This is a genomic window from Pseudomonas sp. CFII64 (genome assembly GCF_000416235.1).
In the GTDB taxonomy this organism is placed as follows: Bacteria; Pseudomonadota; Gammaproteobacteria; order Pseudomonadales; family Pseudomonadaceae; genus Aquipseudomonas.
The window spans coordinates 93,086-106,424 of record NZ_ATLO01000027.1; the positions used below are offsets into that span (position 1 = coordinate 93,086).

The following is a 13,339-nucleotide window of genomic DNA, read 5'->3' on the forward strand; positions in this document are numbered from 1 at the left end:
CATGACTGACAGTTCACTGAGCTCGGGCAACGCCGACCTTGTGTTGCGTGCGCCCGGTTTTCCTTTGCGTCAGGCTGCGACTTATCTGTTGAGCCGGGTCGGCCAGGCGTTGCTGGTGTTATGGGCGGCGTTCAGTGTGTCGTTTGTGATTTTGTACGCGTTGCCCAGTGATCCGGTGAGCATCATGCTCAACCAGCAAGGTGAACCCTCGGCGGTGGATCTGGCGCAGATCGCTGCGTTGCGTGCCGAATATCACCTCGACCAGCCACTGCCGGTGCAATACGGCATTGCCTTGTGGCGAGCGCTGCATCTGGATTTAGGCCATTCGATACAAAGCGGCGAACCGGTGATAAAATCCTTGAGCGAAGCGTTGCCCGCCACGGTGGCGCTGACCTTTCTGGCCCTCGGTTTTGCTTTGCTGGCCGGCATCGCCCTGGCGCTGACCGCCAGCCTGGTGCGCAGCGACTGGTTGCGCAACGGGTTGCTGGGCATGCCGGCGGTGGCCGTGTCGTTACCGACCTTCTGGATCGGCTTGTTGCTGCTGCAAGGTTTTTCGTTTTCCTGGCACTGGTTTCCGGCTATGGGCAATCAGGGCTTTAGCTCTCTGATATTGCCGGGGCTGACTCTGGCGATCCCCACGGCGGCGGTGATCGCCCAGGTGCTGGCGCGCTCACTGGCGGCGGTGCGCGCGCAGCCGTTTGTCGATGTGCTGATTGCCAAGGGACTTAGCCCGCGACGCCTGCTGTTTGTTCATCAACTGCACAATGCGGCGATTCCGTTGCTGAGCCTTTCCGGGGTGATCGTTGGCAATCTGCTGGCCGGTTCCGTGGTCACTGAAACAGTGTTCTCCCGGGAAGGCGTGGGGCGGCTTGCGCAGGCTGCGGTGAGTGGCCAGGACATTCCGTTGGTGCAGGGCGTGGTGGTGTTGGCGGCGGCGATCTTTATCAGCGTCAATCTGCTGGTCGATCTGGTTTACCCGCTGCTTGATCCGCGTCTACAAGGGCGGGCTGGCCGATGAGCCAGGTGTTGAACCAACCATCGAACACGTTGGCTACGCCGCCAACCGGCGCCTATCGGCAGCGGTCGAAACTGGCCTCGCTATTACGACGTCGGCCGCTACTACCGTTGGGGCTGTTGGTCTTGCTGCTGGTCTTGGCCTGGGCTTTGTGGCCAAGCGGTTTCAGCCATTACGATCCGTTGTTGGGAGTGCCGAGCCAGGCGTTGCAGAGTCCAAGCGCCAGTCATTGGTTTGGCACCGATCAACTGGGCCGCGACTTGTACAGCCGCGCGGTGCATGGCGCGGCCATTTCGTTGCAGGCCACGGCGCTGGCGGTGGCGATTGCCTTGGTGGTGGGCATTGTGCTGGGGACCATTGCCGGTTATTTCGGCGGCGTGGCCGATGCGCTGCTGATGCGCGTGGTGGAAGTGCTGATGGCGATTCCTTCGCTGCTGTTGGCCATGGCGATCATTACCGTGCTGGGCTTCGGCACGCTGAATATTGCCTTGGCGGTGGGGCTTTCTTCGGTGGCGACATTTGCCCGGTTGGTCAGGGGTGAAGTCTTGCGCTGGCGCACATCGGTATTTGTCGAAGCCGCTGTCTCATGCGGGGTCGGTCCGTGGACGATCATTCGTCGGCACATTCTGGGTCACGCCGCCGGACCGGTGCTGGCGCTGGCCGCGCTGGAATTTGGCAGCGCAGTGTTGTCGGTCGCGGCGCTGAGTTTCCTTGGTTTCGGCGCGCCACCGCCGCAACCGGAATGGGGTTTGCTGATCGCCGAAGGGCGCAACTACATGGTCGCCGCCTGGTGGTACACCACCTTGCCGGGGCTAGTGGTGGCTGCCGTGGTGCTGGCGACCAACCAATTGGCCAGAGCGGTCCAGGATCTACAAGGAAATTACTCATGAGTGCGCCGGAAAATGCGGTCTTGCAGGTCAGCGATTTGAGCATCGGTTATCGGACCCGTGAAGGTCGAGTGCCAGGCGTCGACGGGATTGGCTTCTCGTTGTGCGCCGGGGAGATTGTGGCAGTGGTCGGTGAATCCGGATCAGGCAAATCCACCACCGCTGCGGCGCTGGTCGGGCTGCTTGCGGGTAATGCGCAAATCGAATCCGGCAGCATCAAGCTCAATGGCGTAGAGCAGATCCGCGCCAGCGAACGTCACTGGCGGGCGTTGCGCGGCAAGGTGCTGGGCTTCGTGCCGCAGGATCCGGGCATGTCCCTGGACCCGGTGAAACGCATCGATGCGCAGTTGCGCGAAGCCATGACGGTTCACGGCGTTTCCAGCACTGAAGCACGGGTGCGGGCGGCGACATTGCTGGTGGACGTGGGCTTGCGCAATCCCGAACGGGTCGCACGCAGCTTCCCGCATCAGCTGTCCGGTGGCATGCGTCAACGGGTGTTGATAGCCATCGCATTGGCCAACAATCCGGCGGTAATTATTGCTGACGAACCCACCAGCGCACTGGATGTGGGCGTGCAGCGGCAGATTCTCGATCAACTGCAATCTCTGGCGCGCAAGCGCGGCACGGCGGTGCTGCTGATCACCCACGATCTGGGCGTGGCGCTGGACCGCGCCGACCGGTTGATCGTCATGCACAACGGGCGGATTGTCGAAACCGGCGCAGTGCGGCAGATTTTCCAGCGTCCGCAGCATGCCTACACGCAACAGTTGCTGGGCGCGATTCCAGCGCTGGCGCGTGCGCCTCAGGTCTCGTCCCGGCCGGTCGCGTCACGGCGCGATGCCGTAGTCGCGTTGCAGTCGCCGTTGTTGCAGGTCGAGCATCTGGGCAAAGACTTTTCGACCTGGCGTAACCCGGGTTCGGCGGCGGTGGACGATGTGTCGTTTTCGGTGGCGCGCCACGGCACCACCAGCCTGGTGGGCGAGTCCGGTTCCGGCAAGTCCACCACGGCGCGGTTGATTGTCGGCCTGGAGAAACTGGATGCCGGGCGGGTGCTGTTCGATGGGCAGGACATCAGCAGCTATTCGCGGCAGGACTGGCAGCCGTTACGCAGACGGATTCAGGTGGTGTATCAGAATCCCTACGCATCCCTTGACCCGCGTTTTACCCTGGCGCAGATCATCAGCGAACCCTTGCAAGCCTATGCCGTGGGCGACCGGGAATCTCGCACGAGGCGGGCGGCGGAACTGCTTGAGCAGGTTGAGTTGCCGCTGCGCTTGTTGCACAGCCGACCGGGTGAATTGTCCGGCGGCCAGCGCCAGCGGGTTGCGATCGCGCGGGCGTTGGCCCTTGAACCGGAACTGGTGGTGTTGGATGAACCGCTTTCGGCGCTGGACGCTTCAGTGCAAACGCAGATTCTGGCGTTGCTCGCCCAGTTGCAGCAACGGCTGGGCCTGAGCTATCTGTTCATTTCCCACGACCTGGCGGTAGTGCGGCAGATTTCCGATCAGGTGGTGGTTATGCGCGCGGGCAAAGTGGTCGAGCAGGGCGTCTGTGACGCTGTATTCCAGTCTCCCGAACATGCCTATACCCGGCGTCTGTTGGCGGATATTCCGGGACAGTTGTATCTGCAGGAGCAACAGGTTCAATCCCGCTCCCTCGCCTGAGACCGGGACAACTTGGCTCTATCCTTAGATGAATTCGGTATTAAGTTTTATAAAAACAAAAGCTTAGGATATATGGCTACAGGATAGCTCAAGGCCACCTACCATGTATCCCGCCCATGCTTTCCCTGCCGCCGAAGGTGGCCAATGACCTTCGACTATGCATTTGCCATTTCCACGCTGCCTGCCTTTCTCAACGCTGTTGGTGTCACCTTGCAGGTCGGCTTGATCGCGATTCTGACTTCGTTACTGGTCGCGGTAGTCAACGCCGCTATCGCGATGTTTCGCGTACCGGTGCTGTATCGACTGGTGCCGCTGTACGTGGAGCTGGCGCGCAATACACCGCTGCTGATTCAGCTGTTTTTCATCTACTTTGCCTTGCCGACGCTGGGGGTCCGGGTGTCCGGATTTGCCTCGGCGGTGATCGCGATGACTTTTCTCGGCGGCGCGTACCTGACCGAGATCCTGCGCGCCGGCATCGAGGCAGTGCCCAAGGCGCAGATCGAGTCGGGCTTGTCCATCGGCCTGTCCCGCTGGCAACTGCTGCGCCATGTCATCTTGCCCCAGGCGGGCATTCTCAGCCTGCCGGCGCTGTTCGCCAACTTCGTATTCCTGCTCAAGGAAACCACGGTGGTCTCGGCCGTAGCTGTTCCGGAAATCCTCTACACCGCCAAAAGTTACATCGCGCTGTATTACAAAACCTACGAAATGCTCGCCGTGATGACCGGCCTGTGCGTGCTGTTGTTCCTGCCGCTGTCGCTGTTGCTCGGCGTTCTCGAAAGGAGGCTCCAGCATGGCCAGTTCGGGTCTTGATTTGTTATGGGTCTCAGCACCGCAGTTGCTGACCGGTGCCGGGCGGACCCTGGGAATTTCGCTGCTGGCGATTGTGTTCAGCAGCCTTGGCGGGCTGGTCTACGGCGTGCTGCGCAGTCTTGGCAAGCCTTGGTTCGACCTACCGCTGCGCATTTATCTGGAGCTGTTTCGCGCGATCCCGGTATTGGTCTGGCTGTACCTGTTCTTCTTCGGTTTGCCGATCTTCCTTGGCCTGAGCATTCCGGCGTTCTGGTGTGCGGTGCTGGTGCTGTCCTTGTGGGGCGCCAGTGAGGTGGGCGAAGTGGTCCGTGGCGGGCTGCGTTCGATACCCCGCGGCCAGCGTGAGGCCGGGCTGGCAATCGGTCTGGGCTTGCGGCAGCTCTACGGTCGCGTGCTCTTGCCGCAGGCCCTCAAACGCCTGACGCCGCCGGTGATCAACGTCTACACGCGGCTGATCAAGACCAGCTCGCTGGCGGTGCTGATCGGGGTGATCGACGTGACCAAGGTGGGCCAGCAGATCATCGAGCGCACCTACGAGTCGGTGCTGATCTATGGCTTTCTGTTCCTGTTTTTCTTTTTCATCTGCTATCCGCTGTCGGCCGCTTCCCGCGTGCTTGAACGGCGCTGGAATCACGCATGAGCGCATTGATCGAACTGGCCGGATTCAGCAAGAATTTCGGCGCGACACCGGTATTGCAAGACATCGACCTGCAGGTCGCAGAGGGCGAAGTGCTGGTCATCCTCGGCCCCAGCGGCTGTGGCAAAAGCACCTTGCTGCGCTGCCTCAACGGCCTGGAACTGGGGCATGCCGGCAGCCTGCGTTTCGCCGGGACGGATCTGGCCGCCAATGCCGACTGGCGCAAGGTTCGCCAGCAAATCGGCATGGTCTTTCAAAGCTATCATCTGTTCCCGCACATGACAGTCCTCGACAACATTCTGCTGGGCCCGGTGCAGGTGCAGAAGCGGGCGCTCAAGGAAGCCCGGCAACAGGCCGAGGCGCTGTTGACCCGCGTGGGCCTGGCGGACAAACGTGATGCCTACCCGCGTGAATTGTCCGGTGGCCAGCAACAGCGCATCGCCATTGTCAGGGCGTTGTGCATGAACCCCAAAGTCATGCTCTTCGACGAAGTCACCGCTGCCCTCGACCCGGAAATGGTCAAGGAAGTGCTTGAGGTGATTCTCGATCTCGCCCAAGGCGGGATGACCATGCTCATCGTCACCCACGAAATGGCGTTTGCCCGTGCCGTGGCGGATCGAATCCTGTTCATGGACCGCGGCCGCATTGCGGAACAGAACGACCCCGAAACTTTCTTCAGCGCCCCGCAGACCGCACGAGCGCAGCAGTTCCTGGAGAGGTTTTCCTATGTAGAAAACATGCCCAAAAGGAAAGCATCGTGAGTTTTAAAACTGCCCTGGTTGTACCCCTGATTGCCCTCGGTCTGTTGACCGGTTGCGATAAACCCGCAGAATCCAAGCCTGCGGCGCAAGCCAAGCCTGTCGCAGCCGCCAGCTACCTGGACACCATCAAGAAACGCGACAAATTGATCGTCGGCGTGTTCAGCGACAAACCGCCCTTCGGCTTCGTCAATGAGCAGGGTGAATACGTCGGTTTCGACACTGATCTTGGCAAGCGCTTCGCCAAGGATTTGCTGGGCGATGAAAAGAAGATCGAGTTCGTTGTCGTTGAACCGGCCAGTCGCATTCCATTTCTGCAGAGTGACAAGGTTGACCTGATTCTGGCCAACATGACCGTCACCCCGGAGCGTCGCGAAGCGGTGGAATTCACCAACCCGAACCTGCGTGTTGCCGTGCAGGCGTTGGTGCCTGAGGCCAGTTCGGTAAAAGCCCTCGATGATCTGGCGAGCAAAACCACCATTGTTACCACGGGCACCACGGCCGATATCTGGCTGACGAAAAATCACCCGGACTGGAAAGTGCTGAAGTTCGAGAAGAACTCCGAATCTCTGCAGGCCCTGGCCAATGGTCGCGGTGATGCTTATGCCCAGGACAATCTGGTGTTGTTCAGCTGGGCGAAGAAAAACCCCGGCTACCGCGTCCTGGAACAGAAGCTGGGCGACGAAGCACCGATTGCCCCGGCGGTGAAGAAAGGCAATATCGAACTGCGTGACTGGGTCAACACTGAGCTTGCCAAACTGGGCGAGGAGAAATACCTGCTCAAGCTCTATGACCAGTACGTACGCAAGGAACTGGCTGACGGCACCGATCCTTCGGCGGTAATAGTTGAAGGTGGGAGCTGGAAGCCTTAACCGGATCTGCAGGACCGGCTTCAGCATGGAGAGCGTCCTCCCGGCTGAAGCCGATCCTGCGTAGTGCGTATACATCTGTTTAACCATCACATTAAGTGCTTATCTCGCGGTAACTTGTTCACGGTAAGTAGTTAGCTGGCTAATAACTTATCGTTGACGTCAATTCTTAACTTTCCCCAACCACTTAAGTTCACCCAATACCCGCCGATAGTCAGCATAGAGTTCAATGGTTTTTGCTATCGCTGAGGGTACGTCATGTTCAATAAACTTCTAAAAAACGAACTGGCGGCCAGGACGGCCGAGGTTGTGGAGTTCAAAGGACTGATTGCGGCACTTGAACGCTCGATGGCGGTGGTGGAGTTTGACCTCACCGGTAAAGTGCTACGCGCCAATGACAATTTTCTGAAGACCATGGGCTATCGCGAGGATGAGTTGCTGAGCAAATCCCACCAGGATTTTTGTTCGCCGAACCTGACGCGCAGCAAGGAATACAGCGAGTTCTGGGCGCAGCTCAGGTCCGGAAAATTTGTTTCGGGCACCTTCCAGCGGTTCACTGGCCGGGGGCAGAATATTTGGCTTGAGGCCAGCTATAACCCGGTAACGGATGAACGGGGCAAGGTCTTGAAGGTGGTCAAGTACGCGCTGGACGTCACCGCCAAGGTCAGCCAGGAAGCCGAAACACGTAGCAAGCTGGCAGCCCTTGATCGAGCCATGGCGGTTATAGAGTTTGATCTGAGCGGCAATGTTCTGGTCGCCAATGACAATTTCCTGAAAGTGATGGGTTATGGGGCGGGCGAACTCAAGGGCAAGCAACATCGCCTGTTCTGCGAGCCGAGCCTGGTCAACAGCGCCGAGTACAGTGACTTTTGGCGTCGATTGAATGCAGGTGAGTTTTTCAGCGGGCAATTCAAACGGCTGGCGAAGAATGGTCGCGTGGTCTGGCTGGAAGCTTCTTACAATCCGGTGTATGACGCTGACGGTAAACTCTACAAGATCGTCAAGTTTGCCAGCGACATCAGCAATCGGGTCGAAAAATTTGAGGCCGATTCCCGTGGCGCATCACGCGCTTACCATATTTCCGCCGAGACCGAAAAAGTTGCCGAGCACGGTGCCGAAGTCATTCAGCAGACCGCTCGGGAAATGCGCCAGATTGCCGACAATATCGGCGCTTCGGCCCGACTGGTCAGCCAGCTGGGTGAACGCTCCGAGCAGATTACCGCAATCGTCAACACCATTCGCGGCATCGCCGACCAGACCAACCTGCTGGCCCTCAACGCCGCCATCGAGGCCGCGCGGGCTGGAGATCAGGGCAGGGGGTTTGCGGTGGTGGCCGATGAAGTCCGGCAACTGGCCGGGCGCACCAGTCGTTCGACAGCGGAAATCGCCGAGATGATCGGCATGATCCTGACGGAAACCCGCGATGCGGTTGCCAGCATGGACTCGACTCAGGAAGGCGCGCAACGCGGCGTCAGCCTCGCGGATCAGGCCGGGACGGTTATCCTGCAGATCCGCACCGGGACCAGCGATGCTGTGCAAGCGGTCAGCATGTTCGCGTCCAGTCACGATTGATCAGAGGCTGTCTCTGGGCAAAAACTGAGCGGTCATTGAAAAGCAGGTTGCCTGCAAATGAATGGCTTATCCACGGATAAGCCTTGTATCCGGATGATCGGCGGCGTGGCCTTTGACCATCCATCCGGACCCGATCCAAGAGCGGTGAATTTTCCAAACGGCCAGAACTCCTTCTTACAACGACTTAAAGAAGCGCTTTCGCGTGAATAACTGCGCGTGAGCATGTCTTGTTTGTATCAGGAACTGCCAGGAAGTATTTATGACCTCTCTTCAAATGCCGACAGAGACTGCTTTCTCTCAGCCTCACCGAACTGCGCAAAGTTATTACAAAGCGACCTATGACGCGCTGATGCACAGCCCGATGTTGCAGGATGATCCTCAGGCGGCGGCTTTTCTACGCCAGCAGCTGCAACTTGCCGACATGCACCCCTGCAATCTGCCCGCCGAGCCTGAGCACCTTGAGCAGTGGATCGCGGAAGGTGTCGCCAAGGTCGCCGAGCACTATGCGGCGTATCTGGAACAACGTCGCGCCGGGTCGCCGCGCCGGTTTTTCACCAACAAGGCCCACGCGATGTATTTTCTGCAACAGGTCGCGCCGACCAAACGGGTTGACGGGGCTTGGCTGTACGGGTTGTTGCCGCATTGGGCCGATTACCGGTTTCATGGGTTGATCCGCACCTATCTCGAAGAGCTGGGCGACGGCGATGCTGCGCTGAACCACGTTTCGCTGTATCAGAAACTGCTCGCGGACCTGGAATGCGATTCAAGCGACGGCCTCGATGACGAGGCTTATCTGCAAGGCGCTATTCAGTTGGCCTTGGGCAACCAGGCCGGGCAATTTCTGCCGGAAGTGATCGGCTACAACCTGGGCTATGAGCAACTGCCGTTGCACTTGCTGATCACCTCATTCGAGCTGAACGAACTGGGTATCGATCCGTACTATTTCACGCTGCACATCACCATCGACAATGCCAGCACCGGCCACGCCCGCAAGGCGGCGCAAAGCGTGGTGGCCTTGTTGCCCATGGGCGAGCAACGCGACGATTTCTATCAACGGATTGCCAACGGTTATCGACTCAACGAGCTGGGACTGGGCACAACCGCAGTGATCCAGGCGTTTGATCTGGAGCAGGAATTGATCGCACTGCTGGAGCGCAAGCGGACCTTTGGTCAGCACATGCATTCGGACTATTGCCGTCTGGATGGCAAAACCGTCAACCAGTGGCTGGCGGAGCCGGACCAGATGGGTGAGTTTCTTGCTGTATTGGAAAATCGCGGCTGGATCAAACGCCATCAGGACCCGACCGAAAGCCGCTTCTGGCAGCTGATCGATGGCGCCGGTGCGGCCATGTTCGGCGTGTTCAATGCCTATGAAAAACAGGTCCTGCATGACTGGATCGCGGGCGACTGGTCAGCTACAGCGGCCCAGTCGACTTCCAGCAAGCGGGCGCCGGATGCATTCCGGGCGCGCTTCAGGTCGGCACCGCGCAACGATGGGCTGCGCACGGCTGACCAACACACGCGGCTTGAAGATGTTGATCCCGACGTCAGCGGCTTGCTGGCCGACCTGAAGAACGCCACGGCGGCGCAGAAGATGCAAGTCCTGATCGAGCGCATGTCGCCCGCCAGGCACGCAACGCCTGCCGGATTGTTCGCGACCAAACGCTATGTCCAGGCCATGGCCGAGCGTCTGACGGGAGAGCGAGGATGAATGCCAATCAGGCTTTTGCGCCAGATACCTCGGACGTCTGGCTCCAGCGCGCGGCCCAGGACGCGCTGGTGAAACTCGGGCAAGGCCTCGTTGCCGAAGGCTACCGCTTCATTACACCGACGCCGCTGACCCACCAACGCGTCAACGCGCGGGAAAACAATCAGCTGGCGTCCTCGCTGCGAGACGTGTTCGGCTGGAGTCGGCCGTTTCCTGCAACGTTATTTCCAGCTGACGAACTCAATGAGTTGCTGGCCGCCGGTATTGTCGTGGCGCATGAGCACGGCTTTATCAGTCGTGTCAGGTGGTCGAGCCTGGGCGATTTATCGCTGGCGCATTCGGCGTTTCCCACCACCGACGAGGACTCGGTATTTTTCGGCCCGGATACCTACCGCTTCGCCCAGGCGATACGCGACCAGTTAAGCAGGACGTTCACGCCCATCAAGCGCGCTGTGGATATCGGCTGCGGCAGCGGGGCGGGCGCACTGGTGATTGCCAGCGCCCAGCCCCACGCGCAAGTGTTTGCCGTGGACATCAATCCCAAGGCGTTGCACTTTGCCCAGGTCAATGCCGAGGTCGCCGGGATCGACAACGTTGAATGTCTGGAGAGTGACATCCTGCGCGGCGTGGACGGCGAGTTCGATCTGATTGTCGCCAATCCGCCGTACATGAAAGACGCGAGTCAACGGGCGTACCGCCACGGCGGCGATGCCCTTGGCGCTGATCTGTCGGTGCGCATCTTGCGCGAGTCGTTGCCGCGGTTGGCGGTGGGCGGCGCGTTGGTGCTGTACACCGGCGTGGCAATGGTGGAGGGCGCGGACCCGTTCCTGGCTGCGGTGGCAGAGGATATTGCCGGTCCAGCGTGGGCCTGGACGTATCGGGAGATCGATCCGGATGTCTTCGGCGAGGAACTGCTTGAGGATGGCTATCAGGATGTGGAGCGCATTGCAGCGGTGGAATTGGTGGTGCGGCGCGTCTGATCGGCTGACGGTTTGAGCAAAGCCCGGTCGCACGACCGGGCTTTTGCGTTTCGGGTTGGTCAGGCGATGCTGTAACCGTCGAACGCTTTCTGCTGCTGCAAGGCGGTGATGATGTTTTTGCGCGTCACTGGCAGCTCGTTGCCTTCGTTGTCGACGAAGGTTTCGCTTTCCAGTTCCGCCTCGTCACCTTCGCCAACAAAGCTGAAGCCCAGGAACTCGAAGGCTTCACGGTCGACGTTCGGCCGCGAGCGCGGCGTGCGCATCGGCAGGCTGACGCTGACACCATCCTTGCTGATGGAAAACACTTCGACGTCTTTCTTGGCCCGGGCGACCTTGCTTTTGCCGGTGCCCGGATTGCTGATCGCCTGGTGGGTCTGGTTCAGCACCTTGAGCGCCAGGCTATACACCAATTCCTGAAACGCCGGGTCATCCTTGTAGCTGAACAGGATGCGGCTGATAGAGAATCGCGTACTCAAATCCGCCAGGGCCGCGCTGTCGGACGCCTCGGCGTCCTTGAGCTGCTTGAGTTCGCCCATCAACTCGTAAGCCCTGTCGTCGTCAAGGCTGTCCTGCGCCTGGCGAATGGCGGCGCGCAGCTGACGAATCTGATCGCTTTCCTTGGCGCTCTGGAAGGTATCAAGCACCATTTCACTGACGATCTTGGCCTGAGGCACGTGCTGGGAAAGGCTGATGGCATCTTCGTAAGCGAGCTTTGCCGAGGTCACGGCGTGTTCTGTATGGGAATCAGGCATTGAATTTCACTATTTCGTTAACCGGGTTTGAGGCGCGAAAGGCATGAAGCTTTTCGGGGCGCCTAATCTAGTGGACGAGGCCGCCGTTGTCACGAGCCAATAGCCCGGAGGTTGATGGATGACCGTCATCCGGCCCAAAGGCCGACTATTCAGGATCGATTTACATTTTTATCCGGTCACCGGCGATCCTTGGCTTGTTTTCTTGCGCCGTCCTGTTGATCATTCCGCTTACGGCTATTTAGTAAAGAGATAAGTGACATGAGTATGGGATTGACTGAAGAAGACATGCGCCGGGCGCTGGGCCTTGATGAGCCCGCCAAACCCGCCGAACAACCTGAGCCGGTGATCGAGTTCGACCTCGAACCGACTGTAGCGCCGGAACCCGAACCCGAGTTCATCATCGCGCCGCCTCAGGCCGAGGTTAAGCCTGAAGCACCTCGCCCGAAGGCCAAGCGCGTAACCCCCGCACTTCGGGTCACCATGCGCTGTACCAAGGTCTTCGAAGGCGAGGAAACCCTGTTCGTCCACGACGCCAAGACCCTGAGCACCTTCGACGCAGAGCAGGAAGCGAAGAAGGCGGCGGCCAAGGAGAAGTTCAAGTATTTCGAAGTGATATCGGTCAAGCGTGTGGAGTGAGGCGATCCGAACCGTTGCAGCGATGCTTGCCGTGCAGGCTGCGTGGGACCGGCTTCAGCCGGGAAGGCAATTGACGCCTTCGTGACTAAAGTCGCTCGTACTACCTGTTCGCGGGCAAGCCTCGCTCCAACGGACCAGCGCTGTTTTCGCTTAAGCTTCTTGCAGCGCCGCCGCGATGGCTTCGTTGAACGCCGGAATATCATCCGGGTTGCGCGATGTGATCAAGGTCCAGCCATTGGCGCCGCACTTTTTAACCTGGGCATCGACCCAATCTGCCGCCTTGGCATTGACCAGGTCAGTGCGCAGACTTGGGTATGACGTCAGGGTCTTGCCCTCAATCACACCCGCATCGATCAGCAGCCAAGGCCCGTGGCAGATAGCTGCGACGATTTTTCCGGCTTTGGCGAATTCACTGACCAGCCGCTGGGCGTCCTTGTCCTGACGCAGCGTGTCGGCGTTGACGGTGCCACCCGGAATCACCAAGGCATCAAAATCGCTGGCAGCCAGGCCTGAGAGCCGGGTGTCCGATTCCACCGTGCGATCTTTTTCGGTGTCCTGCATGAACGTCTGGGCAGTGCCGCCTACGATGGAGGCATGAGTTGCCTTGGCGCCATAGCCGCGCAATGCCTCCAGCGGCTTGAGCAGTTCGTCGCGCTCGATCCCGGTGTTCGCAGTAATGAACAGAACGTTCTTGCCTTGCAGTTGGGCTGTCATTGTCGGTTTTCCTCCAGTCATGCATGAATGTCAGGAGCACACGGTCTGCCATGCGCTCTTGTGAATGGGAGGTTTTGCCGCCAACGAAAGTTCAGACCGATTGCACGAGCGTCAGGATTCCACCGGCGCGTAATACCCGCCCACCGCTGGCGGCTGAATCAGCGTTGCCGTTTTGCCCGGCGTCATCGGTTCCTTGGTGTCGCCAGATATCATCCCCACCACTTCGCCACTTTCCAGCAATGCCCAGGCCGCGACGGGATGGATATAAAGTTTGCCGGAATGGCCGTCCTTGTGAATGAAGTTCCAGCCGCTGCAGGGGATGATTTGCATGATTTTT

At 59.4% G+C, this 13,339-nt stretch carries 13 protein-coding genes and 2 pseudogenes; 12 read left to right on the forward strand and 3 right to left on the reverse strand.

All coding sequences use genetic code 11. From position 1 onward, the window contains the following. The first annotated feature begins 1 nt into the window (after position 1). The 11 genes and pseudogenes from CFII64_RS12635 (at position 2) to CFII64_RS12680 (ending at position 10,900) form a co-directional block, all read left to right on the forward strand. Complete coding sequence (locus CFII64_RS12635; protein WP_020291168.1) at positions 2–1,018, forward strand: ABC transporter permease; 1,017 nt, start codon at positions 2–4, stop codon at positions 1,016–1,018. Between the two features lie 5 nt (positions 1,019–1,023). Next, positions 1,024–1,905, forward strand: coding sequence for an ABC transporter permease (locus CFII64_RS12640; RefSeq protein WP_371106436.1), 882 nt, complete (start codon positions 1,024–1,026; stop codon positions 1,903–1,905). After that, positions 1,902–3,566, forward strand: coding sequence for an ABC transporter ATP-binding protein (locus CFII64_RS12645; RefSeq protein ID WP_020291170.1), 1,665 nt, complete (start codon positions 1,902–1,904; stop codon positions 3,564–3,566). The genes CFII64_RS12640 and CFII64_RS12645 overlap by 4 nt, the downstream gene beginning before the upstream one ends. Positions 3,567–3,710: 144 nt before the next feature. Further along, entirely contained in the window at positions 3,711–4,376 is a 666-nt protein-coding gene (locus CFII64_RS12650; protein ID WP_020291171.1) for an amino acid ABC transporter permease, read from the forward strand. Next, the gene (locus CFII64_RS12655; protein ID WP_020291172.1) at positions 4,357–5,016 is read left to right on the forward strand and encodes an amino acid ABC transporter permease; all 660 of its coding nucleotides are present in this window, start codon (positions 4,357–4,359) and stop codon (positions 5,014–5,016) included. Before CFII64_RS12650 ends, CFII64_RS12655 begins: the two co-directional genes overlap by 20 nt. After that, on the forward strand, positions 5,013–5,774 hold the full coding sequence (locus tag CFII64_RS12660; RefSeq protein ID WP_020291173.1) for an amino acid ABC transporter ATP-binding protein: 762 nt from the start codon (positions 5,013–5,015) through the stop codon (positions 5,772–5,774). The genes CFII64_RS12655 and CFII64_RS12660 overlap by 4 nt, the downstream gene beginning before the upstream one ends. Further along, positions 5,771–6,643, forward strand: a complete 873-nt coding sequence (locus CFII64_RS12665) for a transporter substrate-binding domain-containing protein (protein ID WP_020291174.1) — start codon at positions 5,771–5,773, stop codon at positions 6,641–6,643. Before CFII64_RS12660 ends, CFII64_RS12665 begins: the two co-directional genes overlap by 4 nt. Positions 6,644–6,898: 255 nt before the next feature. After that, a pseudogene (locus tag CFII64_RS30515) lies at positions 6,899–7,663 on the forward strand (PAS domain-containing protein); the annotation flags it as partial. Between the two features lie 114 nt (positions 7,664–7,777). Then, positions 7,778–8,212 (forward strand): annotated as a pseudogene (locus tag CFII64_RS30520) (methyl-accepting chemotaxis protein); the annotation flags it as partial. 259 nt (positions 8,213–8,471) lie between these two features. Beyond that, positions 8,472–9,923, forward strand: a complete 1,452-nt coding sequence (locus CFII64_RS12675) for an iron-containing redox enzyme family protein (protein ID WP_044901325.1) — start codon at positions 8,472–8,474, stop codon at positions 9,921–9,923. Next, positions 9,920–10,900 carry a class I SAM-dependent methyltransferase gene (locus CFII64_RS12680; RefSeq protein WP_020291177.1) on the forward strand — a complete coding sequence of 327 codons (981 nt, stop codon included), beginning with the start codon at positions 9,920–9,922 and terminating at the stop codon, positions 10,898–10,900. Before CFII64_RS12675 ends, CFII64_RS12680 begins: the two co-directional genes overlap by 4 nt. 59 nt (positions 10,901–10,959) lie before the next feature. Here the strand turns inward: CFII64_RS12680 and CFII64_RS12685 are convergent, their stop codons facing one another. After that, positions 10,960–11,652 (reverse strand): hypothetical protein, encoded by a 693-nt coding sequence (locus tag CFII64_RS12685; protein ID WP_020291178.1) that lies wholly within the window; start codon positions 11,650–11,652, stop codon positions 10,960–10,962. Positions 11,653–11,910: 258 nt separating this feature from the next. On the opposite strand from CFII64_RS12685, the gene CFII64_RS12690 reads away from it, so the two are divergent. After that, a complete protein-coding gene (locus tag CFII64_RS12690; RefSeq protein WP_020291179.1) occupies positions 11,911–12,288 on the forward strand; it encodes a hypothetical protein in 378 nt (125 codons plus the stop codon). 150 nt (positions 12,289–12,438) lie between these two features. On the opposite strand, the gene CFII64_RS12695 is transcribed toward CFII64_RS12690, so the two are convergent. Continuing rightward, positions 12,439–13,002: a type 1 glutamine amidotransferase domain-containing protein gene (locus tag CFII64_RS12695; RefSeq protein ID WP_020291180.1), complete on the reverse strand. Its 564-nt coding sequence runs from the start codon at positions 13,000–13,002 to the stop codon at positions 12,439–12,441. Between the two features lie 111 nt (positions 13,003–13,113). Continuing rightward, on the reverse strand, positions 13,114–13,332 hold the full coding sequence (locus CFII64_RS12700; protein ID WP_020291181.1) for a hypothetical protein: 219 nt from the start codon (positions 13,330–13,332) through the stop codon (positions 13,114–13,116). Positions 13,333–13,339 lie beyond the last annotated feature (7 nt).

Coding starts and splice junctions, on each gene's coding strand:
- CFII64_RS12685 (WP_020291178.1), bottom strand. CDS start 11,652: ATGCCTGATTCCCATACAGAACACGCCGTGACCTCGGCAAAGCTCGCT.
- CFII64_RS12700 (WP_020291181.1), bottom strand. CDS start 13,332: ATGCAAATCATCCCCTGCAGCGGCTGGAACTTCATTCACAAGGACGGC.
- CFII64_RS12645 (WP_020291170.1), top strand. CDS start 1,902: ATGAGTGCGCCGGAAAATGCGGTCTTGCAGGTCAGCGATTTGAGCATC.
- CFII64_RS12695 (WP_020291180.1), bottom strand. CDS start 13,002: ATGACAGCCCAACTGCAAGGCAAGAACGTTCTGTTCATTACTGCGAAC.
- CFII64_RS12675 (WP_044901325.1), top strand. CDS start 8,472: ATGACCTCTCTTCAAATGCCGACAGAGACTGCTTTCTCTCAGCCTCAC.
- CFII64_RS12680 (WP_020291177.1), top strand. CDS start 9,920: ATGAATGCCAATCAGGCTTTTGCGCCAGATACCTCGGACGTCTGGCTC.
- CFII64_RS12690 (WP_020291179.1), top strand. CDS start 11,911: ATGAGTATGGGATTGACTGAAGAAGACATGCGCCGGGCGCTGGGCCTT.
- CFII64_RS12650 (WP_020291171.1), top strand. CDS start 3,711: ATGACCTTCGACTATGCATTTGCCATTTCCACGCTGCCTGCCTTTCTC.
- CFII64_RS12635 (WP_020291168.1), top strand. CDS start 2: ATGACTGACAGTTCACTGAGCTCGGGCAACGCCGACCTTGTGTTGCGT.
- CFII64_RS12655 (WP_020291172.1), top strand. CDS start 4,357: ATGGCCAGTTCGGGTCTTGATTTGTTATGGGTCTCAGCACCGCAGTTG.
- CFII64_RS12660 (WP_020291173.1), top strand. CDS start 5,013: ATGAGCGCATTGATCGAACTGGCCGGATTCAGCAAGAATTTCGGCGCG.